Source organism: Escherichia sp. E13S3 (assembly GCF_004212325.1).
Taxonomy (GTDB): Bacteria; Pseudomonadota; Gammaproteobacteria; order Enterobacterales; family Enterobacteriaceae; genus Escherichia.
The window spans coordinates 147,001-172,455 of record NZ_RHJR01000004.1 but is presented as its reverse complement, the minus strand read 5'-3'; the positions used below and the strand labels follow the sequence as shown (position 1 = coordinate 172,455).

The window sequence follows — 25,455 nt, the reverse complement described above, 5'->3', positions numbered from 1 at the left end:
TTACACCGCCTTATTAGGATCAAATGCGTCGCGGACGGCTTCACCAATAAAGATCAGCAAAGACAACAATATCGCCACCGACAAGAAGGCAGTGATCCCAAGCCACGGAGCCTGAAGGTTATTTTTCCCTTGTAGCAGCAGTTCGCCGAGTGATGGTGAACCGAGCGGCAGACCGAAGCCGAGGAAATCGAGCGAGGTCAGGGTGGTTATCGAACTACATAAAATAAACGGTAAAAAGGTGAGGGTCGCGACCATGGCATTAGGCAACATATGACGCAGGATAATACTGCGATCGCTGACGCCAAGCGCCTGCGCCGCGCGGATGTAGTCGAAATTACGGGTACGTAAAAACTCCGCCCGCACCACGCCGACCAGACTCATCCAGCCAAACAAGACAGTAATTGCCAGCAGCCACCAGAAGTTAGGCTGTACGACGCTGGAAAGCAGAATAATCAAAAACAGCGTCGGCATCCCCGACCATACTTCAATAAAGCGTTGCCCCCAGAGATCGACTTTACCGCCGTAATAGCCTTGTAGCGCCCCCGCCAGCACGCCCATCACGCTGGAACAGAGAGTCAGCATCAGGCCAAACAGAACCGAGATCCGCGTGCCATACAGAATGCGTGCCAGCACATCGCCACCGTTGGCATCCGTTCCCAGCCAGTTTTGCCGGGAAGGTGGGGAGGGGAAGGGCTTGTCGGTGGAAAAGTTGATACTGGTAGCGCCAAAGCGAATCGGCGCCCACAGTACCCAGCCTTTATCTTCCAGCCGTTGTTTCAGCCACGGGTCCTGATAATCAGCCTGACTTGCCAGTGGGCCGCCAAAATCACTCTCACTGTAGTTTTTCAGCAACGGGAAATACCAGCTGCCGTCATAACGTACCAGCAATGGCTTATCGTTGGCGATCAGTTCAGAACACAAACTCAAACCAAACAAGATGAGGAAAATCCATAACGACCAGTAGCCGCGACGATTATGACGAAAACGCGCCCAACGGGCCTGATTGACGGGGCTGAGTCGCGACATTAGCGTCCCTCAAAATCAATACGAGGATCGACCAGCGTATAGCTGATGTCGCTGACAATATTCAGCAGCAGGCCAATCAGGGTGAAAATGTACAGGGTGCCAAACATCACCGGATAATCGCGCGAGACGGTCGCTTCGTAGCCCAGTAAACCGAGGCCATTGAGCGAAAACATCACCTCAATCAGCAGCGAGCCGGTGAAAAACATGCTGATAAACGTTGCCGGAAAACCGGCAATCACCAGCAGCATGGCGTTGCGGAACACATGTTTCCAGAGAATATTTTTCTCACTTACCCCTTTCGCACGCGCGGTAACCACGTATTGCTTACGCACTTCATCAAGGAATGAGTTTTTTGTCAGCATGGTCAGCGCCGCAAAGCCACCAATCACTGTCGCCAGCACCGGCAGCGTGATATGCCACAGATAATCCGTGATTTTCTGATACCACGGCAGCGAATCAAAGTTAGCGGAAACCAGGCCGCGTAGAGGGAACAGGTCGAAATAGCTGCCGCCCGCGAAGAAGACAATCAGCAGGATGGCGAACAAAAAGGCTGGAATGGCGTAGCCGATGATGATAAATGCGCTACTCCAGACGTCAAAGCGGCTGCCGTTATAAACGGCTTTGCGAATACCCAGCGGAATCGACACCAGATAGATAATCAGCGTGCTCCACAATCCGAGGGTGATGGAAACAGGCAGACTGTCTTTAATCAGCGTCAGCACCGAGGCGCTGCGAAACAGGCTGTCGCCAAAATCAAAGCGAATGTAGTCCCAAAGCATTTTGAAGTAACGTTCGTGGATCGGCTTATCGAAACCGTAGCGATGGGTGATCTCAGCGATCACTTCTGGATCTAACCCGCGTCCGCCACGGTAATTACTGTCGCTGAAATTGCCGACGCCCGTTTGCGCATGGCTGGCACGAACGCCTTCGCCGCCTGCGCCGGGTAATACTCCGGCATTACCAAACTCAATGGCGGCGATGGCCTGGTCGACGGGACCGCCAGGCGCAATTTGCACGATGAAAAAGTTGATGGTGATAATCGCCCATAATGTTGGGATCACCAGCAACAGACGGCGAATCAGGTAAGCGCCCATCTACTCTCCCTGTTTGCTGGCGGACGGCAGTTTGGCCGCTTTATTGACGTCATACCACCAGGTATCGATACCGAGGCTATAGATGGGGCGCACGGCCGGCTGGGAGAATTTATCCCACCAGGCGAGACGGTCTTCCGCCATGTACCACATCGGCAACATGTAATAATTCCACGTTAATACGCGATCCAGGGCGCGCCCCAGAGGCAGTAATTTTTCTTTATTTCCCTGCGCGGCAATAATTTGGTTAATTAGCGAGTCGATAACCGGGCTTTGCACGCCGGGGGCATTATAAGTGGAGTTGATATATTCCGATGACCAGGAAATCTGTAAATCGGAACTGGGCCACGGCATCGCCCGCCACACGCGCGGCATCATGTCATAGTCGCGGCTGCGCATTCGGTTGGTGATTTGCGAGTTATCCACCTTGCGAATGTCCATGTTGATACCCAGCCGTTGCAGGCTATGTTGGAACGGCAATACCCACTGACTATTGCTGCTTGCAGGAAGCAATAATTCAAAGCTGAGTGGCTGGCCTGTGGTGGCATTAACGCGTTGCTGACCTTTCAGCACCCAGCCTGCATCGTTGAGAAGTTTGTCGGCTTTTAACAGGTTGTCACGGTCGTAGCCATCGCCTTTGGACACTGGTGGCTGGTAGATTTGCGTGAACACTTCTGGCGGTAGATCTTTTTTCATTGGCGCCAGAAGCACCAGCTCAGCGGCGTCGGGGTAATTTCTGGCCGCGTATTCGGTATTCTGAAAATAACTGTTCGTGCGACTCCAGGCATTGTAAAACAACGCCTTATTCATCCATTCAAAGTCAAAGGCGAGGGTGATGGCTTCCCGGACCCGGCGATCGCTGAATACCGGTCGTTGAATATTAAACGCCAGCCAGCGCGTATCCTGGGCTGATTCGTTCTTTTGCTCATCGTTGATAATGTATTTTTTATTGAAATTCTTACCGGTATAGCGCGTGGCCCAGTTTTTGGCGTCGTTTTCCATGCGTAAATCAAAGGCGCCAGCTTTAAACGCTTCGAAGGCAACATTATCGTCGAGATAATAATCGTAGCGAATGGTATCGAAATTCCAGCGACCACGATTTACCGGTAAATCGGCCGCCCAGTAATCTTTCACGCGGGAATAGACAATATTTTGCCCCATTTTCCAGGACGTAATGCGGTACGGACCACTGGCAAGCGGAGGTGTAGATAACGGGTCGCTAAGTTTATGATCCTTCCAGTACTTTTCTGGAAATACCGGCAGCGAAAACAGACTCAGCATATCTTCTTTGCCTGGTTTGGCTAACTCAATACGCACGGTTAATGGCGCTATGGCTTTGACCGTTGTGTCTTTGTATACCAGGCGAAACTGTGGCACGCCCTCGGTCATAAATTTTTGAAAAGTAAACTCAACGTCGCGTGCGGTAATCGGCGAACCATCATGAAAACGGGCGCGCGGATTGATAGCGACTTCTACCCAAGAATAATCGTCAGCATAGCGTGCGCTTTCGGCAATCAGCGGGTAATAACTGCCGGGTTCGTCATCGGAAGTGGTAAATAGCGTGTCGTACAGTTGCTCGGTGCGTGCGCCGGGGTTTCCGCGTAGTGCATAGCGGTTAAAATTATCGAAGGTACCAATGGAGGATAACGTTATTTGCCCGCCCTTCGGCGCAGCGGGATTCACATAATCAAAATGGTTGAAATTAAAAGCATACCGGGGTTCTCCCAGCACCGCAAAGGCATAGCTTTCCTTGATAGCTTGCGCCTGCGCACCGAAGGTGAACAGGGTGATAAACAGCAGCAGTATGCGCACAATCATCTGCAACGGATTTCCTTTTACTCATCATTAGCCGCAATCCGGCATGCTTCAACTATGAATAATAAGGGACACAAGCACACCTTACCACTGCGGCGTATGCGGTTTCTCCAGCCAGCGGACAAAATCATCTATCGGTAAGGGACGGCTAATCCAATAGCCTTGCAGGAAATTAACACCGCGCTCACGTAGCCAGCGCGCCTGTTCCGGTGTTTCGACACCTTCAGCAACCGTCAGCATATTGAGACGTTTCGCCAGCGTGAGCACCGCGTCAAGCACCGGAGATGTGACCGTTTCCGTACCTATAGCATTGATAAATCCACGGTCAATTTTCAGATACTCGAGTGTGAAGCGTTCCAGATAGATAAGCGCGCTGTGTCCGGTGCCGAAGTCATCAATAGCAATTTCCACGCCGACAGAGTGCAGCCAGGCGAACAGTTTTGTGGCTTCATGCTCTTTCAGCATATCGCGTTCGGTTATCTCCAGTACAATCTGGAAATGGTGCGCGGGTAGGGAGGCGAGCAGCCGATGTATATCCGCTTTAAAGCTCTCGCTGTGCAGATGTTCCGGTGCGATATTAATGCCAAACTTTATGCCCACCGGCAGTACGTTTTGTAATTCAGCCGCATCACGGGCTATAAGATCAAACAGATGCTGGGTTAGCGGCACGATCATCTTTTGCGATTCGGCATATTGAATGAAGGCATCCGGCGGGATTTCACCTGCAACAGGGTGACGCCAGCGTAGCAGCACTTCCAGGCCCGTGACCCGCAGCGTTGGTGTATCAACCACCGGCTGATACACCAGGTAAAATTGCTCACGTTTGATGGCAGCCATAATTTCTCTGCCAGGGCGCATACGCACACTCATCAGGTAATAGCAGAGCAGGCCAACGACAGTTCCACTCATACCGCCCAGTAAAAACGCATACCACACATCGTTCCATGTCCAGTCATCAGCATAAAGACGCACAGTCAGCGGAATGCCTGTTATTTTGGTTTCGCGTACTGGTTTGCCGGATAACTCACGGACGTTCATCAAATGCGACGAAAATGTCGAAAGCACGGTATCGCCAATAATGAGTGCGATTCCGTCGAAATCTTGCTGACGAGAGCTATAGAGAAGATATGGCGTCAGGTGCAGGTTTAATGCTGCAAAAACGCCGCTATTTTTCAATAAAGGGTTGCGATACCAGATGACGATAGCAGGTTTGTTGGGCACCATTGGCGTGCCTGGCAACATCGCCATATCGACGTCTTTGTTAATATCGAGCGCCGGGATCAACTCATTGAGCGGTATATCCATTTCCCCCGTCGCTGATGAACAAAAGCTCTTTTTATCCTTCACCAGCACAAATGTGCGAACATTCATGCTAAACGCCGCGCGGGCAGTTAGTTCAGGGTTAGCCTGCTGACAGGTATCTAAGGTGAGCGGCTGTAGGCGGTCAGTGGTTAATTTCAGGTCGGCGAAGTAGGTATCGAGATACTTTTGTACGTCGGTAATCAGTGTGTCGTATTTGACTTCGTGTTTATGCCAGGCAACCAAAAACTGAAGACAGCTGACCAGTATTGCGATCATCACGCCCGCAATAATGCAGGTAAGCAGGATCTTACGTCCGGAAGAGGGAGCGCGTATGAACATGGTTCCGTTAATATTCCCGAGATTACGACAACGCTGAAGTGGAAGAGAATGACGGGACTATAGCCTGGTTCAAGGCACGGAAACATCATTTTCTATGATGAATGAAAACAAAAAAGCACTGCTTAAGCAGTGCCTTCAGTTAACTCGTCAGGATAGCCAAGGGATTGCATCCAAACGGTTTATTAGCTGCGGCTAAGAACCCGACGTGCTTCGTTGTAACGCTTTTTCCAGTACGGCTCATTCATGCTGGAAATAATAACACCACTGCTGGTGGAAGCATGAACGAACTGATTGTTGCCGATATAAATACCGACATGGCGTCCAGTTGAACCAGCACGGAACAGAACTAAGTCACCTGTACGCAAATTACTGCGGGAAACTGACTTGCCCATTTCCTGCTGTTCATAAGTTGAACGAGGAAGTTCTAAGCCAAATTGTTCGCGGAATGTACGCTGTACGAAACCAGAACAATCGATACCTTTTTTAGTGCTGCCACCCAGACGATAACGTACGCCTTTCCAGTCAGCATACTGATCCATAATTCGCGATTTTACGTCGACATTACGAACCAGATTTTCAAATTCATCCTGAGAAGCTTGCAGTGATGATGTTTCACTACCCACTGCACGTGTCTCAGGATGCATATTCTTTGCGGTGTTATTTGCACTACATGCAGAAAGCAGAACCGCTACTGCAATCGCGGGAATCCCGCGCAAGATATATCTCAAAATCGGTTGAGATTTGACCATGTTGTTTGTTTTCCCTTGAAGTCCTTAACGACAAATATCGTTATAAAAAAATGCCAAGCGACACGAGACTAATTACCAGGGCACGTTGAAACAATTCCTTAAGGCCAAATCTGTGGACTAACGCACAAAATTATATGCTGTGAGGATAATCTACCGCCGAGGCAAAACGTGTTCGAGATTACCCGATTGACGCGGTCTTGGCGAGCGGTTTTACATGATTTTTTATAAGAAAAAGTGATACAGAAAGTTAATAAACGGGATTGGTCAATTAAAGCACTGTTGTCTAAAAGATGCGCAATCCATTCATTTGCTTAGAGAATGATCATTTCACTTAATGAACGAGAGCAAAGTCGCACATCATCAGGATTATCCCTACTATGAAAATAAACCTGATGATGTTAATTACTGTGAGTTATTTGTTTTATGAATGTTTATTTTTTCCAGGCAGTGATTTGTCAAAAAAGGCGATTAATTGATCACTTAAAGGTGTCATTAGCCACCAGGGCAACCCAATCAATATCACCGTCATGGAACCGACAATGATATCGGTAAACCAATGTGCGCCAATCATCACTCTGGGAAATGCAAAAACCACAAATATAATAAGGGCGATTACTCCTGCGACTTTTCCGAAATATCGCCACATAAAAGCGGAAAAAATAAGCAGCATCATGCCATGATCGCCGGGAAAACTATCTCGTGAGGCATCTTTCGTTGGAACAGATAGCAGTTCGCTGACGCGGTTAATATCTGTAAAGGTCAATGTCGGACTGGCCCGTTTTACCGGAATAAATGCCTGGCCCAACTGGTTTAATACCACAGCGGTTAACAGCATGACCAGACCAATAATCACAATACGCCGTCTGCCGGGGGCGTTTTCTTTCAGCCAGAAACTCAGCATCAGTATTCCCATCGCCAGCAGTGAACAACCGTCGAAGGCGCGATTATTAGTCAACGCAATCAGCCATAAAAAAGTCTTGCTTTCGACCAGTTTCTGATTAAAAAAATAAAAAATATCCGCGTCAATCGGCAACCAGAATCCATGATTGACGGGAATGTACCAGGAAAGAAACAGCGCGAGGCCGACAATATTTAACAGCACTATTTGCGGCAAATTTTTGATCATATTTTCTCTAATTATCTTACTGAAAAACGCAGGCAACCTTACGCGTTGGTCGCTAAACGAAGCTTCAACAGCGCGCTCTGTAAGGCGTTCCAGTCAGTTTCGTCGCTGGAAATCAGCTCAATGCGGCTATCTGGCGGTGCAACGTTTTGCGTTTCAATGTGCAGGTCGTCGCCCTGACGGTTGATGCGCACAAGACCTTCTGGTATCCGCATCACGCCTTTTACGCGTCCGACCGGCGCAAGTCGCGCCCATTCCAGAATGCCAATGGTGTCGAACACGGTATCAGCGTCGAATATCCAACCGCAGGCCTGGTGTCCTTGTCCGCTATTCAGACTGCGACGCCAGCGTTGATGCTCTGGCAGGCTTAATGCCGCTAATCCTTTTTTCTCGTTATGTTGATGCGAATGGGCAGCGCTGGCGGGCAACTCAGTTAAATTTCGACGAGGTAAATCCAGAAGATGACCTTCAATTTGCCCATGATCGCTGTGAATTAATTGCCGTTCGCCACCGTTTTGTTGCCACCAGCGTTGTAACGCTTGCTCGCTTTCTGGCGTAGCACGGTCGGATTTATTGGCGACAATGATGTCTGCGGCAGCCAGTTGATCATGGAAGTTTTCATTACCGACGCTTTTTTCGTCCAGCAGCAGGCGCGGATCGAGAATGCACAACGTGGCGCGCAGATCGATCCACGGTTCATAGACCGGCGCGGTTAACAGATCGAGGATCTGTTTCGGATGACCCAGTCCGGTCGGCTCTATCAGCAAGCGGTCTGGTTTTCCCTGGCGCAGTAAGGTATTCAACCCTACCTGCATGGGTAAACCATTAACGCAGCACATGCAGCCGCCGGGGATCTCTTTCAGCAATGCGCCGCTATCGGCGAGCAAAGCACCATCAATTCCAACTTCCCCAAATTCATTAACCAGAACCGCCCATTTTTCGTTGGGATCTTTGTGGGCTAGCAGATGAAGAATAGAGGTTGTTTTCCCGCTGCCGAGAAAACCGGTGATGAGGTTGGTCCTGGTCACAACGGCTCCGCAATAATCAGATGAGTTAACTGTGCGTTAATCCTGGCTAAAAAAGGCGGAAAAGAGAAGAGAGAGGGCGGACGAAGCGATGCTTCATCCGCTTTAACCGCAGAAATCGTTAAATTTTGAGGGTGTTTAATAGCGCCTGATGCGCGCCGAACTGCGCGATTTGTTGCCAGGCTTGTTCGATGGCCTGCACAAAATGCGGGTTATCTGGTAGGTCATCACCGAATACTTCACGCAAAGAAAGCAGGGCGGTGACGCGTTGTTCACTGCTACTGCCCGCAACGAGGTTGTGAATTTTATCGTAAAGCGGATCGCGGACATCGATAGCTTTTCCGGCATCATCTACGCCGCTCACATAGCGCATCCAACCTGCGACGCCTAATGCCAGTAACGGCCAGTTTGTTTCGTGAGCCAGATGAATGCGAATTCCTGCCAACATGCGTTGCGGTAATTTTTGACTGCCATCCATCGCGATTTGCCAGGTCTTATGTTTCAGCGCCGGATTGGCAAAACGTTCAATTAACGTATCCGCATAGTATGTTAAATCGACATCTTTAATCCGTAGCGTTGGCGCTTGCTCATCCAGCATTAATGTTCTGGCGGCATGGCGAAATGCGCGGTCCTGCATGCAATCACTAATATGGGCGAATCCAGCCAGGTAGCCCAGATAAGCGAGAAAAGAGTGGCTGCCATTAAGCATGCGAAGTTTCATCTCTTCCCACGGCAGGACATCATCCACCATTTGTACACCTGCGATTTCCCAGGCTGGGCGCCCTGCGACGAAGTTATCTTCCACCACCCATTGGATAAACGGCTCGCAGCTAATTGCACAGGGATCATTCACGCCCAGATATTGGCTAATTTCTGCCAGTGATTCTTCCGTTGCTGCCGGGACAATGCGGTCGACCATGGTTCCCGGAAAGCTGACGTGTTCTTTTATCCACTCGGCAAGTTCTGGAGAGCGTTTTTCAGCCATCCCCAGCACCGCATTTTTCACCACATGACCATTGTCGGGAATATTATCGCAGGAAAGTACGGTAAACGGCGCAAGGCCACGTTCACGACGGCGTTTCAGCGCTTCGACAAGAATGCCTGGCGCGGAGTGAGGTTCTTCCGGGCTTTGTAAGTCATGAATAATCCGCGAATTATTGGTATCAAGCGCACCGGTGGCCGGGTCGATACAATAACCTTTTTCGGTAATGGTCAGGGACACAATTGCCACCTGCGGTTCGCAAAACTTCTCAATAATCGCCGCTAAGGAATCCAGTTTTGCATTCAGGCATTCATGAACGGCCCCGACAATAATCGCCTGATTGCCGTCTGCGCCTTTCTCCAACACGGTATATAAATGATCCTGTTCGCGAAGTTGGCTCATTAGCCGATCGCCGCTGAACAAACTGATTTCACAGATCCCCCAATCGCTGCTCTGGGCATTCAGCACACGGTCGGTCAGTAACGCCTGATGTGCGCGGTGAAAGGCTCCAAAGCCAAAATGAACGATACGGGATTTCAATTGCTGGCGATCGTAACGTGGAGTGTGAATGTGAGGCGGGAACGTAGTGGAGGCAATTGTGTTCATAGAAGTCACGTCTTAGTAACGATTGATTAACAACGCTAGTGTAAAGTTATATGACAGCAATTGAAATTGGTCTGGATTGTTAATGCGATGAAGTGTGAGGACGATCAATTTACAAGTGAATATTGCAGGCGAAAGGTGTTCAGGAGGCGCAAAATGAAGGATTGGTATAATAAATTAAAAAGGGACAGTCTGAGCTGTCCCTTTTCTGAATGTGGCTGAAGTTAGTCAGCACGCCCCATATAACGGCGTTCTTCGATATGGATACGAATTTTTTCGCCCGGGCTTAAGTATTCTGGTACCTGAATCACCAGGCCGGTGCTCAAGGTCGCCGGTTTGTTACGGGCACTGGCAGAAGCGCCTTTGATGCCAGGAGCGGTTTCAACGATTTCCAGATCAACGGTCTGCGGCAGTTCAAGCGCCAGCAGTTGACCGTCCCAGGTCAGAACCTGCATGTCTGGCATGCCGCCTTCCGGCATAAACAGCAGTTCTTCTTCAATCTGATCTTTGGTGAAGGTATACGGGGTATAGTCTTCTTTATCCATAAAGACATATTCGTTGCCATCGACGTAGGAGAAGTCAACGTAGCGGCGGGTCAGCGTCACGGTATCAACGATATCATCGCCTTTAAAGCGTTCTTCCACTTTCAGCCCGGTACGGACGTCTGAAAAACGCATTTTGTACAGCGTAGCGGCACCGCGGGCGGTAGGCGACTGAATATCAATGTCCTTAACCAGCAGCAGTTTGCCGTTGTAATTCAGTACCATACCTTTTTTAATTTCGTTCGCTCTTGGCATCGAAAAATTCCTGTTGTCGAAAATGTCAAAAATATCGCGACAAACTACTCGCGACGGGCCTTTCAGGCAAGTGGTATTCGCACTTTTGCTGGTGCCAAAAAGGTGGTAATGTGCGCGCTCCTCAATCCGGTGGTTAACCTTAAGAGAACAACGTATGGAATGCCGTCCGGGTTGCGGGGCGTGTTGCACCGCCCCCTCAATCTCCAGTCCTATTCCCGGTATGCCAGATGGCAAGCCCGCCAATACACCCTGCATTCAGCTTGATGAACAGCAACGCTGTAAAATTTTCACCTCGCCACTGCGACCGAAAGTCTGTGCAGGCTTACAAGCCAGTGCTGAAATGTGCGGCAACACACGTCAGCAAGCCATGACCTGGCTTATCGATCTGGAAATGCTGACCGCGCCTTAAACATCTTTAATCCGCAGTAAGCAAAACAGAGTGGCGATAATCATCACCATCGCAAACCAGAACACAGCGTGATAATTCCAGATCTCGGCGACGATGCCCGCCACTGATCCTGCGATGATCCAGCCCACGCGCGAAGTGTTGGTATAGAGCGTGGTGGCTGAACCTGCCTGACCGGGCATCAAATCCTGAAAATAGAGCATCCCGATGCCGCCCAGAATGCCAATAAAAATAGCATTTAGCAGCTGCAAGCCCAACAGAATGACAGGTGAATGCGCCATCAGCATTCCTGCGTAAAAACAGACGCCACCCACGGCGGCAACGCGCATTAAGAAGCGCTTACCCAGACGTTTGGCAAAATATCCGGCAATCAACATGGTCGGGATTTCCAGCCCGGCGGCGGTCCCCATCATCACACCGGCCAGTTTCTCGGGAAGATGCAGTTCGTTGATAATAAATAGCGGCATGTTGATGATGTACAGGCTGTTCGAGCCCCACATCAATGTACAAATGACAAACAGCAGCAGCGTATCGCGACGGTTACGGCGCGGCGCTTCAACCGTGCCGGTCGCCAGCGGAAGCTCTTTTTGCATCGACGGTAAAAACAACCACACCATCACGCCGCAGACAATAAACGCCACCGCCGCGCTGAGATACATTACCGTAAAGCTGAATCCCATCGCTAAGGCATACGCCAGCGGCGGGCCAATGACCCACGCTAACGAAACCTGGGCGCGTAAAAAAGAGCTGAACATCACCGCTTCACGCCCGGTTTTGTCGGCATGTTCACGAGCAAGAGCAAACATTTGCGGGTTGGCGGTAGAGCCAAAGCTGCTAAGAAAGACGCCAACGAATAGCAAAACAAAGTAATTGCGATTCCAGGCAAAAAGGGTACAGGCCAGCATGCCTAACAGGCAGCAAAAGACAATCAGTGATTTACGATCGCCGCGTTTATCAGAGCGTCCGGCGAGAAACTGACTGACCAGAATTCCGATAACGGCGCTGCCGGTAAAGAAGAATCCCACCATCGCCGGGCGCGCGTGCACTTCATCAGTGAGGAAAATACTTAGCGTCGGGGTTTGCAGGGCGCCTGCAATACCGGTGAGAAAGGCAACAATTAAAAACGCCGCTGACGTCAGGTCAAACGATTTCGCGCTGGAAACTGCGGGGGAGTTATGCATGCTGGTCGATCAGTGAAAGATGAAGACGCGGAGTTTACGCTGCCTGTCAGAAAATAAACAGTCAGTGAAATCAAACTCGCCACGAATAATCAAAATGGCATTTCACTCTTGCTGATCCTCAGCTGACGCCGCTGAAATGCTAATGTTGATGGCTAATTTCACTGTCAGCATTTCAGATTTTTGGCAAAAAAATGTGCAGCACATCAAACTTTTGGACATAATTTAGCGGCTTCCCTTGCGTGCTGAAAAAGAAGTATTATTCTTGATTGAAACGTTTCAGCGCGATCTTGTCTTTAATCCTAAGCCAGGTTGGCGCTTTTTTTCTCATAGAAGCTGAATCGTTTCAATTCAGCAAGAGAGGAGAACTATGTTCCAGTTATCCGTACAGGACATCCATCCGGGCGAGAAGGCCGGAGACAAAGAAGAGGCTATTCGCAAGGTCGCCGCGGCGCTGGTGCAAGCCGGTAATGTAGCGGAAGGCTACGTCAATGGCATGCTGGCGCGCGAACAGCAAACCTCAACGTTCCTCGGCAATGGTATTGCTATTCCACACGGCACTACCGACACCCGCGATCAGGTGCTGAAAACCGGCGTTCAGGTATTTCAGTTCCCGGAAGGCGTCACCTGGGGTGACGGTCAGGTAGCGTACGTGGCGATCGGTATTGCTGCCAGCTCGGATGAACATCTGGGCTTGCTGCGCCAACTAACCCATGTACTGAGCGATGATTCCGTTGCTGAACAACTGAAGTCAGCAACAACAGCAGAAGAACTTCGCGCATTGCTGATGGGCGAAAAGCAGAGTGAGCAGCTGAAGCTTGATAACGAAATGCTGACACTGGATATCGTTGCCAGTGATTTGCTGACCCTGCAAGCGTTAAACGCCGCTCGTCTGAAAGAAGCGGGCGCAGTTGACGCTACCTTCGTCACCAAAGCCATCAACGAGCAGCCATTAAATCTCGGGCAAGGCATCTGGCTGAGCGATAGCGCCGAAGGTAATCTGCGTAGCGCGATTGCGGTAAGCCGTGCGGCAAATGCTTTTGATGTGGACGGCGAAACGGCAGCCATGCTGGTGAGTGTGGCGATGAATGACGATCAGCCCGTCGCGGTTCTTAAGCGTCTCGCCGATTTGCTGCTCGACAATAAAGCTGACCGCTTGCTGAAAGCAGATGCGGCAACGCTGCTGGCACTGCTGACCAGCGATGATGCGCCGACCGACGACGTGTTAAGCGCGGAGTTTGTGGTGCGCAATGAACACGGCCTGCATGCCCGTCCAGGCACCATGTTGGTCAATACCATTAAACAATTTAACAGTGATATTACCGTGACAAACCTTGATGGCACCGGCAAACCGGCAAACGGACGTAGTCTGATGAAAGTTGTAGCACTTGGCGTTAAGAAAGGTCATCGCCTACGCTTTACCGCCCAGGGACCAGATGCTGAACAGGCGCTGAACGCCATTGGCGACGCCATCGCCGCAGGTCTTGGGGAGGGCGCGTAATGAGCAGACGTGTTGCTACGATCACCCTTAATCCGGCTTATGACCTTGTTGGTTTCTGCCCGGAAATTGAACGCGGCGAAGTGAACCTGGTAAAAACCACCGGTCTGCATGCGGCGGGTAAAGGTATCAACGTTGCCAAAGTTCTGAAAGATCTGGGGATTGATGTCACTGTTGGCGGCTTCCTCGGTAAAGATAACCAGGATGGGTTTCAGCAATTGTTCAGCGAGCTGGGCATTGCCAACCGTTTCCAGGTTGTACAGGGGCGCACCCGTATTAATGTCAAGTTGACGGAAAAAGACGGCGAAGTGACCGACCTCAACTTCTCGGGTTTTGAAGTCACTCCAGCCGACTGGGAACGCTTTGTGACGGATTCTCTGAGCTGGCTTGGTCAGTTCGATATGGTCTGTGTCAGCGGCAGTTTACCATCAGGCGTCAGCCCGGAAGCCTTCACCGACTGGATGACTCGCCTGCGTAGTCAGTGTCCTTGCATTATCTTTGATAGTAGTCGTGAAGCGTTAGTGGCAGGTTTAAAAGCGGCACCGTGGCTGGTGAAACCTAACCGCCGCGAGCTGGAAATCTGGGCTGGCCGTAAACTGCCTGAAATGAAAGATGTGATTGAAGCTGCGCATGCGCTGCGTGAACAAGGTATCGCGCATGTTGTTATTTCACTGGGTGCCGAAGGCGCGCTTTGGGTTAATGCCTCCGGCGAATGGATCGCCAAACCACCGTCAGTCGATGTCGTAAGCACCGTTGGCGCAGGGGATTCTATGGTTGGTGGCCTGATTTATGGCTTGCTGATGCGTGAATCCAGTGAACACACTCTGCGTCTGGCGACAGCTGTTGCTGCCCTGGCGGTAAGTCAAAGCAATGTGGGTATTACCGATCGTCCGCAGTTGGCCGCAATGATGGCGCGCGTCGACTTACAACCTTTTAACTGACAGCAGGAGAGGCATAATGAAAACGCTGCTGATTATTGACGCTAATCTCGGTCAGGCACGCGCCTATATGGCGAAGACCCTGCTGGGCGCGGCGGCGCGAAAAGCAAAACTGGAAATCATCGATAATCCGAACGACGCCGAAATGGCGATTGTTCTCGGTGATTCCATCCCGAACGACAGCGCGCTGAACGGTAAAAATGTCTGGCTGGGTGATATTTCCCGGGCAGTTGCGCATCCTGAGCTGTTCCTGAGTGAAGCCAAAGGCCATGCGAAACCTTACACTGCGCCGGTCGCTGCGACAGCACCGGTTGCTGCCAGTGGTCCGAAACGCGTAGTAGCGGTGACAGCTTGCCCGACCGGGGTGGCGCACACTTTTATGGCTGCAGAAGCCATTGAAACCGAAGCGAAAAAACGTGGCTGGTGGGTGAAAGTTGAAACTCGTGGCTCTGTAGGCGCGGGTAATGCCATCACCCCTGAAGAAGTGGCAGCGGCGGATCTGGTAATTGTGGCGGCAGATATTGAAGTCGATCTGGCGAAATTTGCTGGGAAACCGATGTATCGCACCTCTACCGGTCTGGCGCTGAAGAAAACCGCGCAGGAACTGGATAAAGCCGTTGCTGAAGCGACGCCTTACGAACCAGCAGGCAAAGCTCAAACGGCGGCGACTGAAGGCAAGAAAGAGAGTGCTGGCGCGTATCGTCACTTGCTGACGGGCGTTTCCTACATGTTGCCGATGGTGGTTGCTGGCGGTCTGTGTATCGCGCTTTCTTTTGCTTTTGGTATCGAAGCGTTTAAAGAGCCGGGTACGCTGGCCGCGGCGCTGATGCAGATTGGTGGCAGTTCAGCCTTTGCGCTGATGGTGCCGGTACTGGCAGGTTATATTGCCTTCTCTATTGCCGACCGTCCGGGCCTCACGCCTGGCCTGATTGGCGGTATGCTGGCGGTCAGCACAGGTTCTGGTTTCATTGGCGGTATTATTGCGGGCTTCCTGGCAGGTTACATCGCGAAGTTAATCAGTACTCAACTGAAACTGCCGCAGAGTATGGAGGCGCTGAAACCGATTTTGATCATTCCGCTGATTTCCAGTCTGGTTGTTGGTCTGGCGATGATCTACCTGATCGGTAAACCGGTTGCTGGCATCCTCGAAGCTCTGACTCACTGGCTGCAAACGATGGGGACTGCGAATGCGGTTCTGCTGGGTGCGATCCTTGGCGGCATGATGTGTACTGATATGGGCGGCCCGGTTAACAAAGCGGCATACGCGTTCGGTGTGGGTCTGCTGAGTACCCAAACCTATGGCCCAATGGCAGCGATTATGGCGGCAGGTATGGTGCCTCCTCTGGCAATGGGGCTGGCAACGATGGTGGCGCGTCGCAAATTCGACAAAGCGCAGCAGGAAGGCGGCAAAGCCGCTCTGGTACTGGGACTGTGCTTTATTTCGGAAGGTGCAATTCCGTTTGCTGCTCGTGATCCGATGCGCGTGCTGCCGTGCTGTATCGTTGGTGGGGCGCTGACTGGCGCAATCTCTATGGCGATTGGTGCGAAACTGATGGCACCGCACGGTGGTCTGTTTGTTCTGCTGATCCCGGGCGCAATTACGCCGGTACTGGGTTACCTGGTGGCAATTATTGCCGGTACGCTGGTGGCGGGTTTGGCTTATGCCTTCCTGAAACGTCCGGAAGTGGACGCGGTAGCGAAAGCCGCATAATAAAACGTGAACAACAGGGCAGAAATTTCCTGCCCTGTATCATTTGATGATCGCAAGGTGATTGACAAGTTACTGAAGGTAACTATATGAATTTATATGGTTTATCTTTAAGTGAAAACCTGAAATCAGCATCGGACATCAACGTTATTTCCTCAAGGGCAGATTAATTTCTGCCCTTTTTTATTGTTCCTGTTCTGTGCATCCCATCACAAATTCCTCGTTTTTTTAATCCATGCATTTAGTAGCGTTTTGTGAGCCTGTTCAAATCTGCCCATTTTGCCCATCTGGCGGCAATTTACTTTAAGTAAAACATGCATACTATGAGCACATGTTTAAATACGAACACATGTTTAAACGTTATTTGCAGTACCTATATTCTTGTGGATTGACAGAGTTGGTAATTTTTTACCAGGGGATGTGCTATGCGCGAAAAGGAATATGTCGTAATTATAGGTTCGGCGAATATTGATGTCGCCGGATATTCACATGAATCATTAAATTATGCGGATTCAAATCCAGGTAAAATAAAATTTACTCCTGGTGGAGTAGGGCGCAATATCGCGCAAAATCTGGCGTTGCTGGGGAACAAAGTCTGGCTACTTAGCGCTGTAGGCAGTGATTTTTATGGTCAATCGCTCCTGACGCAAACCAATCAATCCGGTGTTTATGTCGATAAATGCCTGATTGTGCCAGGGGAAAATACCTCGAGCTATTTATCATTGCTCGATAATACCGGTGAGATGCTGGTTGCTATAAATGACATGAATATTAGCAACTGTATTTCTGCGGAATATCTCGCACAGCACCGTGAATTTATCCAGGGAGCAAAGGTCATTGTCGCTGACTGTAATATCAGTGAAGAGGCGTTGGTCTGGATTCTGGATAATGCCGCCGACGTACCTGTATTTGTCGATCCGGTTTCGGCATGGAAATGCGTCAAAGTGCGCGACCGTCTAAGTCAGATCCACACCCTGAAGCCAAACCGTCTTGAAGCGGAAACCCTGAGCGGGATTGCGCTGTCAGGGCGTGAAGATGTCGCAAAAGTTGCCGCCTGGTTCCATCAGCATGGCCTGAACCGCCTGGTACTGAGTATGGGCGGAGACGGTGTTTACTACAGTGAAATCGGCGGTGAAAACGGCTGGTCTGCACCGATTAAAACCAATGTCATTAATGTTACCGGAGCGGGCGATGCCATGATGGCAGGTCTTGCTTCGTGTTGGGTCGACGGAATGCCGTTTGCCGAATCTGTTCGTTTTGCACAGGGATGTTCGTCAATGGCGCTCTCCTGTGAATACACCAATAACCCAAATTTATCGATTGCCAACGTTATATCGTTAGTGGAGAACGCAGAATGTCTGAATTAAACATTTCCCCTGAATTATTACAAATTTCCCCGGAAGTTCAGGATGCTTTAAAAAGCAAAAAACCAGTTGTTGCGCTGGAATCGACCATTATCTCTCACGGTATGCCGTTTCCACAAAATGCCCAGACTGCAATTGAAGTAGAAGAAACTATTCGTAAACAGGGCGCTGTACCTGCCACTATCGCCATTATTGGTGGCGTGATGAAAGTGGGGTTAAGCAAAGAAGAAATTGAATTGCTGGGTCGTGAAGGACATAACGTAACCAAAGTTAGCCGTCGCGATTTACCTTTTGTTGTTGCCGCCGGAAAAAATGGCGCAACCACCGTTGCTTCAACGATGATTATTGCGGCGCTTGCCGGAATTAAAGTATTTGCCACCGGTGGTATTGGCGGTGTGCATCGCGGGGCGGAACATACCTTCGATATTTCTGCCGATTTGCAAGAACTGGCGCACACCAATGTCACCGTAGTTTGTGCCGGAGCAAAATCTATTCTCGATTTAGGCTTAACTACCGAATATTTAGAAACTTTCGGTGTACCGCTAATTGGCTATCAGACCAAAGCGCTGCCTGCGTTTTTCTGCCGCACCAGCCCGTTTGACGTCAGCATTCGTCTCGACAGCGCCACAGAAATTGCCCGCGCGATGGCGGTGAAATGGCAAAGCGGGCTGAACGGTGGCCTGGTGGTAGCGAACCCGATCCCGGAACAGTTTGCTATGCCGGAACACACTATCAATGCGGCGATCGATCAGGCGGTAGCTGAAGCTGAAGCGCAGGGTGTTATTGGTAAAGAAAGTACGCCGTTCTTGCTGGCGCGCGTTGCTGAACTGACCGGCGGTGACAGCCTGAAATCCAACATCCAGCTGGTGTTCAACAACGCCATTCTGGCGAGCGAAATTGCCAAAGAATACCAGCGTCTCGTGGGTTAATTTCTGACGGGCAGAAAGCCGTCGCCCGTACTCATCAAGCATACCAAAACCTGGCGCTGACGCCGGGTTTACTGGCATGAAGGGAAAATCATTATGGATATAATGAGAAGTGTTGTGGGGATGGTGGTGTTACTGGCAATAGCATTTGTGTTGTCGGTAAATAAAAAAAGTATCAGTTTGCGCACGGTTGGAGCCGCGTTGCTGCTGCAAATCGCTATTGGTGGCATCATGCTCTATTTTCCGCCGGGAAAATGGGCAGTAGAACAGGCGGCATTAGGCGTTCATAAAGTGATGTCTTACAGTGATGCCGGTAGCGCCTTCATTTTTGGTTCGCTGGTTGGGCCGAAAATGGATGTTCTCTTTGATGGAGCGGGCTTTATCTTCGCCTTTCGCGTACTTCCGGCGATTATCTTCGTTACCGCGCTCATTAGCCTGCTTTATTACATTGGCGTGATGGGGCTGCTGATTCGCATTCTTGGCAGTATTTTCCAGAAAGCCCTCAACATCAGCAAAATCGAATCTTTTGTTGCGGTTACCACTATTTTCCTCGGGCAAAACGAGATCCCGGCGATCGTAAAACCGTTTATCGATCGCATGAATCGCAACGAGCTGTTTACCGCAATTTGTAGCGGAATGGCGTCCATTGCTGGGTCGATGATGATTGGTTATGCCGGAATGGGCGTGCCGATTGACTACCTGTTAGCGGCATCGCTGATGGCTATCCCCGGCGGTATTTTGTTTGCGCGTATTCTTAGCCCGGCAACTGAGCCTTCGCAGGTGACATTTGAAAACCTGTCGTTCAGCGAAACGCCGCCAAAAAGCTTTATCGAAGCGGCGGCGAGCGGTGCGATGACCGGGCTGAAAATCGCCGCGGGTGTGGCGACGGTGGTAATGGCGTTTGTCGCAATTATTGCGTTGATCAACGGCATTATCGGCGGAATTGGCGGCTGGTTTGGTTTCGCCAATGCTTCTCTGGAAAGTATTTTTGGCTATGTGCTGGCGCCACTGGCGTGGATCATGGGGGTAGACTGGAGCGATGCCAACCTTGCGGGTAGCCTGATTGGGCAGAAACTGGCGATTAACGAATTCGTCGCTTACCTGAGTTTTTCACCATACCTGCAAACGGGCGGCACGCTGGAAGTGAAAACCATTGCGATTATCTCCTTTGCGCTGTGTGGTTTTGCTAACTTTGGTTCTATCGGCGTTGTCGTTGGGGCGTTTTCGGCTATTTCGCCAAAACGTGCTCCGGAAATCGCCCAGCTTGGTTTACGTGCGCTGGCAGCAGCGACGCTTTCCAACCTGATGAGTGCGACTATTGCCGGGTTCTTTCTTGGGCTGGCGTAATGCTCGATTTGTAGTCCGGATAAGACGTATCCGGCAATCGCACTATTGCCAATAATTTTTACTGCATCATCCCGGAGAATTTATTCTCCGGGTCCATTTCCAGCGCCAACCCTAACAGCTGCTTTCTGTTTTTAATTAAATATCCTTTCTGACTTTTAATTAATAAACCGTCGTGAATGAATTGCGCGAGAACATATAACAGGTGCCGATAAGAAACACCCAAATACTCTGCCGCTTGTGTGTGTTTTTCGTGATAAAGATCACCTTCTTGCGAGAGTAATATAAATGCTGCCAGGCGATTCACTAACGGAAATGATTGGTTCTGCGTTAGAGATACAATATTACGATAATTTTTATGACTTAAGGTGACGCAGAGTTTTCGTAAAAATAGCGTGTCGTTTAATAACAGCGGACGGTAATGTTTCATAGGGAGCGCAATACACCAACACTCTTCAATAGCCTGTACCGCACGCGGTTCATGATCTTTGTCGATTAACTCAATCTCGCCAATAAAACAGGGCGCGGCAAAGAAATCAATCAGCGACACGCGACCATTAGCAAGCGTGGCGTAAAGTCTGGCACGGCCTCGCGTCAGGTAAAACAGCCAGGACGGCTGTTGCCCTTCCTGCACAATGTAGTCACGCGCTAAAAAATGAAACAACCGCGTATCGGCTGAAACATCCGTTGAAAAGCAATCCTTAAACGCGGATTCACTCATCAATTGCTGCTTAAGATCATTATTGTGGATTTCTTTCACGATGTTTATCCGCTATGAGATTTCTCATATTTAGCATACGTACGCTGTTGTTAAGATTCAATCATCGGCCCGGTCGAATTTTCTTTGCTGTAGAAAAAATAACGCAACTGGAAACAGAGGAAATAAACAATGGAAAAGAGAAAAATTATTCTGGATTGTGATCCGGGTCATGATGATGCTATTGCCATAATGATGGCTGCGAAACATCCGGCGATTGATTTATTAGGTATCACTATTGTGGCGGGTAATCAGACGCTTGATAAAACATTAATTAATGGCCTGAATGTTTGCCAGAAACTGGAGATTAATGTTCCGGTTTATGCGGGGATGCCGCAGCCCATTATGCGTCAACAAATTGTTGCCGATAATATTCACGGTGAAACCGGACTGGATGGCCCGGTATTCGAGCCGCTAACCCGCCAGGCAGAAAGTACTCATGCGGTGAAATATATCATTGATACCCTGATGGCAAGCGATGGCGATATCACTCTGGTGCCGGTTGGTCCGCTTTCAAATATCGCGGTGGCAATGCGTATGCAACCCGCAATCCTGCCCAAAATCCGTGAAATTGTACTGATGGGCGGCGCTTACGGTACAGGTAACTTCACGCCGTCTGCCGAGTTCAACATCTTTGCTGACCCGGAAGCCGCACGCGTGGTGTTTACCTCCGGCGTTCCGTTGGTGATGATGGGCCTCGATCTTACCAACCAGACCGTTTGCACCCCGGACGTGATTGCGCGGATGGAAAGGGCAGGCGGCCCTGCCGGGGAGCTGTTCAGCGACATCATGAACTTCACTCTCAAAACGCAGTTCGAAAACTACGGCCTGGCTGGAGGCCCGGTGCACGACGCCACCTGCATCGGTTATCTGATTAACCCTGATGGCATTAAAACCCAGGAGATGTACGTCGAAGTGGACGTCAACAGTGGCCCTTGCTATGGGCGTACTGTCTGCGACGAGCTGGGCGTTCTTGGCAAGCCCGCTAATACCAAAGTCGGCATCACTATTGATACCGACTGGTTCTGGGGCTTAGTCGAAGAGTGCGTGCGCGGCTACATCAAAACCCATTAAGTGTTGATAACAAGCCGGGCCGGTATCGCAAGATGCAGGCCTGGCTATTTCTGATGGGCAGAAAGCCGTCGCCCAATATGACATGAAGAGATAATCACTATGGATGTCATGAGAAGTGTTCTGGGAATGGTGGTATTGCTGACGATTGCGTTTTTACTGTCAGTAAACAAGAAGAAGATCAGCCTGCGTACCGTTGGCGCGGCGTTAGTGTTACAGGTCGTGATTGGCGGCATTATGCTTTGGTTACCGCCAGGGCGTTGGGTCGCTGAAAAAGTCGCTTTTGGCGTGCATAAAGTGATGGCGTACAGCGATGCGGGTAGCGCATTTATCTTCGGTTCTCTGGTCGGACCGAAAATGGATACCTTATTTGATGGCGCAGGATTTATCTTTGGTTTCAGGGTATTACCGGCAATTATCTTCGTCACTGCACTGGTGAGTATTCTCTACTACATCGGTGTGATGGGGATTTTAATTCGCATTCTCGGCGGTATATTCCAGAAAGCATTAAATATCAGCAAGATTGAGTCATTCGTCGCGGTCACTACCATTTTCCTCGGGCAAAACGAAATTCCGGCGATTGTGAAGCCTTTTATCGATCGTCTGAATCGCAATGAGCTGTTTACAGCTATTTGCAGCGGGATGGCCTCAATTGCCGGTTCGACAATGATTGGTTACGCCGCACTGGGCGTACCTGTGGAATATCTGCTGGCGGCATCGTTAATGGCGATCCCCGGCGGGATCTTGTTTGCCCGCCTGCTAAGCCCGGCTACAGAATCTTCGCAGGTTTCCTTTAATAACCTCTCTTTCACCGAAACACCGCCAAAAAGTATTATTGAGGCCGCTGCTACAGGGGCAATGACCGGGCTGAAAATCGCTGCGGGTGTGGCGACAGTAGTCATGGCATTTGTTGCCATCATTGCGTTAATTAACGGTATTATCGGCGGCGTTGGCGGCTGGTTTGGTTTTGAACATGCCTCGCTGGAGTCCATTTTAGGTTATCTGCTGGCCCCGCTGGCGTGGGTGATGGGTGTTGACTGGAGTGATGCAAATCTTGCCGGGAGTTTGATTGGGCAGAAGCTGGCGATCAATGAATTTGTCGCTTATCTCAATTTCTCGCCATATCTGCAAACGGGTGGCACTCTGGATGCAAAAACCGTGGCGATTATTTCTTTTGCGCTGTGCGGTTTCGCTAACTTTGGTTCTATCGGGGTAGTGGTTGGGGCATTTTCTGCGGTTGCGCCACACCGTGCGCCGGAAATCGCCCAGCTTGGTTTACGGGCGCTGGCGGCGGCGACGCTTTCCAACCTGATGAGTGCGACCATTGCCGGGTTCTTTATTGGTTTAGCGTAGTGCGCGATTTATGAGCCGGATAAGACGCGTTAAGCGTCGCATCCGGCAACATTGTTACACCATTGGTACTAATGAAAGCGCATTATCGGCAGACAGGGTAGGGTTGTTTAAGCTGCCGCTGGCGCGCGAAATTGCCGCGCAGGCCATCGCAAAACGGGCGCTATCATGGAAACTGCTTCCTTCCAGAAAGCTATACACCAGGCCCGCCATAAAACCATCGTCAGCACCAAAACTGTCTACCGTCGTATGCGTTGGCGCAGTCAGCAAAAATTGTTCACCATCCTTTTCGCTGCAATAAACTGACTCATCGGGCAAATAAACAAACAGTTGCTGAACACCTTGCTGATGCAACGCATTCACTGCGGCATTACGGTCAGCATCGCTGGTGATCGCCTGTCCCCATAAAATTTCCAGTTCCTGTAAAGTGGGTTTCAGGGTGTGAATATGCGCCAGCCAGTGTTTGATTTTGCCCGCTTTAAATTCTGAAACGGTATCGACAAACACCGGGATTTCATCGGCAAGGGTGAAGACCCACTCCAGCGCCTCGGCTGTCAGGTTGCAATCAGCCAGCACCACGCCCGCATGACGAAGTAAATCGCGCGACCCGTTCAGTAGTTGCGGTGTCAACTGTTCCAACAGATGGGTATCGTTAATCGCCAGCACGGTTTCATCGTCTCGATTGGCAATTGCCAGATACGTCGATGTGCTTTGGCCGTGTAAACGAACGCAGCCGGAGACATTCACGCCGGCGCGGCGCGTCTCTTCCAGGAGCATTTCGCCATAAAAGTCATCGCCAATCACCGAGAGTAAATGGACGTCGCGGCCTAACAGCGCCAGATTGTGGGCGATGTTGCGCCCAACGCCGCCCGCCGAGCAATGAATCGTACCGGGATTCGAGGCCGCTTGCGGATAACGAATATCCGCCATCCCGCGAATATCCATATTGATTGTTCCCACCACCACGCAATATTCCTGCTCGGTGAGAATGTAACCTTTGCCTTTAATCCGCCCTTTGCGCATTAAATCCATAATATGCGCCGCTACGCGCGAACGGCTAATTTGCAGCATATCCGCAATTTCATTCTGCTGAATCAGCGGGTTACGCCGTAAAATTGCAAGGATCTCCTTCTCCCGGTTGTTCATTTTCAGGCTACCGCTTTTTCAGTTTGTTGCGCTTTCAGCCAGGCGATCTCTTCTGCCCAGATATCCGGGTTGATGGTTTCAAGGATCAGCGGAATGCCGTCGAAACGGTCGTCCTGCATGATCCAGCGGAACGCATCATGACCGATATTGCCTTCACCAAGGTTATGATGGCGGTCAACGCGGCTGCCAAAGGTACTTTTCGCATCGTTGAGGTGCATCCCGCGCAGATACTTAAAGCCAACAATACGAGCAAAATCAGCGAACGTTTTCTCGCATTCGGCTGGAGTACGCAAATCATACCCGGCAGCGAAAGCATGGCAGGTATCAATGCAGACGCCGACGCGGGATTTATCTTCCACACCGTCGATAATCGCCGCGAGATGTTCGAATTTAAATCCAAGGTTGCTGCCCTGACCGGCGGTATTTTCAATCACCGCGGTCACACCTTGTGTTTTATCCAGCGCAATGTTGATGGATTCGGCAATACGCGCAAGGCAATCCTCTTCTGAAATCTGCATCAGATGGCTGCCAGGGTGGAAGTTGAGCAAAGAAAGTCCCAGTTGTTCGCAACGCTGCATTTCATCTATAAAGGCATCGCGCGATTTTTCCAGGGCTTCAGCGACCGGATGTCCGAGGTTAATCAGATAACTGTCGTGGGGAAGAATTTGCGCCGATGTGTAGTGATATTTTTCACAGGCGGCTTTGAATTCATCGATGGTTTGCGTCGTGAGCGGTGCGGCACGCCACTGACGTTGGTTTTTGGTGAACAAGGCAAACGCGGTTGCGTCGATTTCGGCGGCGCGAATTGCGGCATTTGCCAGACCGCCAGCAGCACTAACGTGCGCTCCAATGTATTTCATGCGAGGACTCCTGTTAAACCCGCTGGAGGAAAACGGTAATGATAGCGGGTTAACAGG

General features: G+C 50.4%; 22 protein-coding genes. 9 read left to right on the top strand and 13 right to left on the bottom strand.

Translation table 11 applies throughout. The features are described from left to right. The 9 genes from D9597_RS06115 to yeiP all read right to left on the bottom strand — a co-directional run bounded on the left by D9597_RS06115 (position 1) and on the right by yeiP (position 10,852). On the bottom strand, positions 1-1,026 hold the full coding sequence (locus tag D9597_RS06115) for an ABC transporter permease (RefSeq protein ID WP_130217098.1): 1,026 nt from the start codon (positions 1,024-1,026) through the stop codon (positions 1-3). Further along, a complete protein-coding gene (locus tag D9597_RS06110; protein ID WP_130221890.1) occupies positions 1,026-2,120 on the bottom strand; it encodes a microcin C ABC transporter permease YejB in 1,095 nt (364 codons plus the stop codon). The genes D9597_RS06115 and D9597_RS06110 overlap by 1 nt, the downstream gene beginning before the upstream one ends. Then, complete coding sequence (locus D9597_RS06105) at positions 2,121-3,935, bottom strand: extracellular solute-binding protein (RefSeq protein ID WP_130221889.1); 1,815 nt, start codon at positions 3,933-3,935, stop codon at positions 2,121-2,123. Between the two features lie 81 nt (positions 3,936-4,016). Further along, positions 4,017-5,573, bottom strand: a complete 1,557-nt coding sequence (locus D9597_RS06100; protein WP_130221888.1) for a cyclic di-GMP phosphodiesterase — start codon at positions 5,571-5,573, stop codon at positions 4,017-4,019. Positions 5,574-5,755: 182 nt separating this feature from the next. Then, complete coding sequence (mepS, locus tag D9597_RS06095) at positions 5,756-6,322, bottom strand: bifunctional murein DD-endopeptidase/murein LD-carboxypeptidase (RefSeq protein WP_000241011.1); 567 nt, start codon at positions 6,320-6,322, stop codon at positions 5,756-5,758. A 421-nt stretch (positions 6,323-6,743) separates the two neighbouring features. Next, the gene (gene lpxT, locus D9597_RS06090) at positions 6,744-7,448 is read right to left on the bottom strand and encodes a Kdo(2)-lipid A phosphotransferase (protein ID WP_130221887.1); all 705 of its coding nucleotides are present in this window, start codon (positions 7,446-7,448) and stop codon (positions 6,744-6,746) included. Positions 7,449-7,486: 38 nt separating this feature from the next. Then, positions 7,487-8,473 (bottom strand): zinc-binding GTPase YeiR, encoded by a 987-nt coding sequence (gene yeiR / locus D9597_RS06085; protein WP_130221886.1) that lies wholly within the window; start codon positions 8,471-8,473, stop codon positions 7,487-7,489. A gap of 118 nt (positions 8,474-8,591) precedes the next feature. Beyond that, positions 8,592-10,058, bottom strand: a complete 1,467-nt coding sequence (locus D9597_RS06080; protein WP_130221885.1) for a mannitol dehydrogenase family protein — start codon at positions 10,056-10,058, stop codon at positions 8,592-8,594. A 221-nt stretch (positions 10,059-10,279) separates the two neighbouring features. Further along, complete coding sequence (gene yeiP / locus D9597_RS06075; RefSeq protein WP_001136827.1) at positions 10,280-10,852, bottom strand: elongation factor P-like protein YeiP; 573 nt, start codon at positions 10,850-10,852, stop codon at positions 10,280-10,282. Between the two features lie 154 nt (positions 10,853-11,006). On the opposite strand from yeiP, the gene D9597_RS06070 reads away from it, so the two are divergent. Next, the gene (locus D9597_RS06070) at positions 11,007-11,261 is read left to right on the top strand and encodes a YkgJ family cysteine cluster protein (RefSeq protein ID WP_064526801.1); all 255 of its coding nucleotides are present in this window, start codon (positions 11,007-11,009) and stop codon (positions 11,259-11,261) included. Here the strand turns inward: D9597_RS06070 and setB are convergent. Continuing rightward, on the bottom strand, positions 11,258-12,439 hold the full coding sequence (setB, locus tag D9597_RS06065) for a sugar efflux transporter SetB (protein ID WP_130221884.1): 1,182 nt from the start codon (positions 12,437-12,439) through the stop codon (positions 11,258-11,260). The two genes, D9597_RS06070 and setB, sit on opposite strands and share 4 nt — an antisense overlap. 367 nt (positions 12,440-12,806) lie before the next feature. On the opposite strand from setB, the gene fruB reads away from it, so the two are divergent. The 6 genes from fruB to D9597_RS06035 all read left to right on the top strand — a co-directional run bounded on the left by fruB (position 12,807) and on the right by D9597_RS06035 (position 20,217). Continuing rightward, positions 12,807-13,937: a fused PTS fructose transporter subunit IIA/HPr protein gene (gene fruB / locus D9597_RS06060; protein WP_130221883.1), complete on the top strand. Its 1,131-nt coding sequence runs from the start codon at positions 12,807-12,809 to the stop codon at positions 13,935-13,937. Further along, complete coding sequence (fruK, locus tag D9597_RS06055; protein WP_000091270.1) at positions 13,937-14,875, top strand: 1-phosphofructokinase; 939 nt, start codon at positions 13,937-13,939, stop codon at positions 14,873-14,875. Before fruB ends, fruK begins: the two co-directional genes overlap by 1 nt. 16 nt (positions 14,876-14,891) lie before the next feature. Further along, on the top strand, positions 14,892-16,583 hold the full coding sequence (gene fruA / locus D9597_RS06050) for a PTS fructose transporter subunit IIBC (protein WP_130221882.1): 1,692 nt from the start codon (positions 14,892-14,894) through the stop codon (positions 16,581-16,583). Positions 16,584-17,005: 422 nt separating this feature from the next. Then, positions 17,006-17,947 carry a pseudouridine kinase gene (locus D9597_RS06045; protein WP_130221881.1) on the top strand — a complete coding sequence of 314 codons (942 nt, stop codon included), beginning with the start codon at positions 17,006-17,008 and terminating at the stop codon, positions 17,945-17,947. Further along, positions 17,935-18,873 (top strand): pseudouridine-5'-phosphate glycosidase, encoded by a 939-nt coding sequence (psuG, locus tag D9597_RS06040; protein WP_130221880.1) that lies wholly within the window; start codon positions 17,935-17,937, stop codon positions 18,871-18,873. Before D9597_RS06045 ends, psuG begins: the two co-directional genes overlap by 13 nt. Before the next feature lie 93 nt (positions 18,874-18,966). Beyond that, positions 18,967-20,217: a NupC/NupG family nucleoside CNT transporter gene (locus tag D9597_RS06035; protein ID WP_130221879.1), complete on the top strand. Its 1,251-nt coding sequence runs from the start codon at positions 18,967-18,969 to the stop codon at positions 20,215-20,217. Between the two features lie 58 nt (positions 20,218-20,275). On the opposite strand, the gene D9597_RS06030 is transcribed toward D9597_RS06035, so the two are convergent. Next, a complete protein-coding gene (locus D9597_RS06030; protein WP_130217122.1) occupies positions 20,276-20,974 on the bottom strand; it encodes a transcriptional regulator YeiL in 699 nt (232 codons plus the stop codon). A gap of 129 nt (positions 20,975-21,103) precedes the next feature. Here D9597_RS06030 and rihB point away from each other — a divergent pair, with 129 nt between their 5' ends. Both rihB and D9597_RS06020 read left to right on the top strand, forming a co-directional pair. Continuing rightward, a complete protein-coding gene (gene rihB / locus D9597_RS06025; protein WP_000415429.1) occupies positions 21,104-22,045 on the top strand; it encodes a ribosylpyrimidine nucleosidase in 942 nt (313 codons plus the stop codon). A 99-nt stretch (positions 22,046-22,144) separates the two neighbouring features. After that, entirely contained in the window at positions 22,145-23,395 is a 1,251-nt protein-coding gene (locus D9597_RS06020) for a NupC/NupG family nucleoside CNT transporter (RefSeq protein WP_000382967.1), read from the top strand. Between the two features lie 54 nt (positions 23,396-23,449). Here D9597_RS06020 and D9597_RS06015 read toward each other — a convergent pair whose 3' ends face one another. Both D9597_RS06015 and nfo read right to left on the bottom strand, forming a co-directional pair. Further along, on the bottom strand, positions 23,450-24,538 hold the full coding sequence (locus tag D9597_RS06015) for a sugar kinase (protein WP_130221878.1): 1,089 nt from the start codon (positions 24,536-24,538) through the stop codon (positions 23,450-23,452). A 2-nt stretch (positions 24,539-24,540) separates the two neighbouring features. After that, complete coding sequence (gene nfo / locus D9597_RS06010; protein ID WP_130221877.1) at positions 24,541-25,398, bottom strand: deoxyribonuclease IV; 858 nt, start codon at positions 25,396-25,398, stop codon at positions 24,541-24,543. Positions 25,399-25,455 lie beyond the last annotated feature (57 nt).

Coding starts and splice junctions, on each gene's coding strand:
- nfo (WP_130221877.1), bottom strand. CDS start 25,398: ATGAAATACATTGGAGCGCACGTTAGTGCTGCTGGCGGTCTGGCAAAT.
- yeiP (WP_001136827.1), bottom strand. CDS start 10,852: ATGCCAAGAGCGAACGAAATTAAAAAAGGTATGGTACTGAATTACAAC.
- D9597_RS06020 (WP_000382967.1), top strand. CDS start 22,145: ATGGATGTCATGAGAAGTGTTCTGGGAATGGTGGTATTGCTGACGATT.
- psuG (WP_130221880.1), top strand. CDS start 17,935: ATGTCTGAATTAAACATTTCCCCTGAATTATTACAAATTTCCCCGGAA.
- D9597_RS06070 (WP_064526801.1), top strand. CDS start 11,007: ATGGAATGCCGTCCGGGTTGCGGGGCGTGTTGCACCGCCCCCTCAATC.
- lpxT (WP_130221887.1), bottom strand. CDS start 7,448: ATGATCAAAAATTTGCCGCAAATAGTGCTGTTAAATATTGTCGGCCTC.
- mepS (WP_000241011.1), bottom strand. CDS start 6,322: ATGGTCAAATCTCAACCGATTTTGAGATATATCTTGCGCGGGATTCCC.
- fruK (WP_000091270.1), top strand. CDS start 13,937: ATGAGCAGACGTGTTGCTACGATCACCCTTAATCCGGCTTATGACCTT.
- D9597_RS06115 (WP_130217098.1), bottom strand. CDS start 1,026: ATGTCGCGACTCAGCCCCGTCAATCAGGCCCGTTGGGCGCGTTTTCGT.
- D9597_RS06035 (WP_130221879.1), top strand. CDS start 18,967: ATGGATATAATGAGAAGTGTTGTGGGGATGGTGGTGTTACTGGCAATA.
- D9597_RS06105 (WP_130221889.1), bottom strand. CDS start 3,935: ATGATTGTGCGCATACTGCTGCTGTTTATCACCCTGTTCACCTTCGGT.
- D9597_RS06015 (WP_130221878.1), bottom strand. CDS start 24,538: ATGAACAACCGGGAGAAGGAGATCCTTGCAATTTTACGGCGTAACCCG.
- fruA (WP_130221882.1), top strand. CDS start 14,892: ATGAAAACGCTGCTGATTATTGACGCTAATCTCGGTCAGGCACGCGCC.
- D9597_RS06100 (WP_130221888.1), bottom strand. CDS start 5,573: ATGTTCATACGCGCTCCCTCTTCCGGACGTAAGATCCTGCTTACCTGC.
- setB (WP_130221884.1), bottom strand. CDS start 12,439: ATGCATAACTCCCCCGCAGTTTCCAGCGCGAAATCGTTTGACCTGACG.
- D9597_RS06080 (WP_130221885.1), bottom strand. CDS start 10,058: ATGAACACAATTGCCTCCACTACGTTCCCGCCTCACATTCACACTCCA.
- D9597_RS06045 (WP_130221881.1), top strand. CDS start 17,006: ATGCGCGAAAAGGAATATGTCGTAATTATAGGTTCGGCGAATATTGAT.
- D9597_RS06110 (WP_130221890.1), bottom strand. CDS start 2,120: ATGGGCGCTTACCTGATTCGCCGTCTGTTGCTGGTGATCCCAACATTA.
- rihB (WP_000415429.1), top strand. CDS start 21,104: ATGGAAAAGAGAAAAATTATTCTGGATTGTGATCCGGGTCATGATGAT.
- fruB (WP_130221883.1), top strand. CDS start 12,807: ATGTTCCAGTTATCCGTACAGGACATCCATCCGGGCGAGAAGGCCGGA.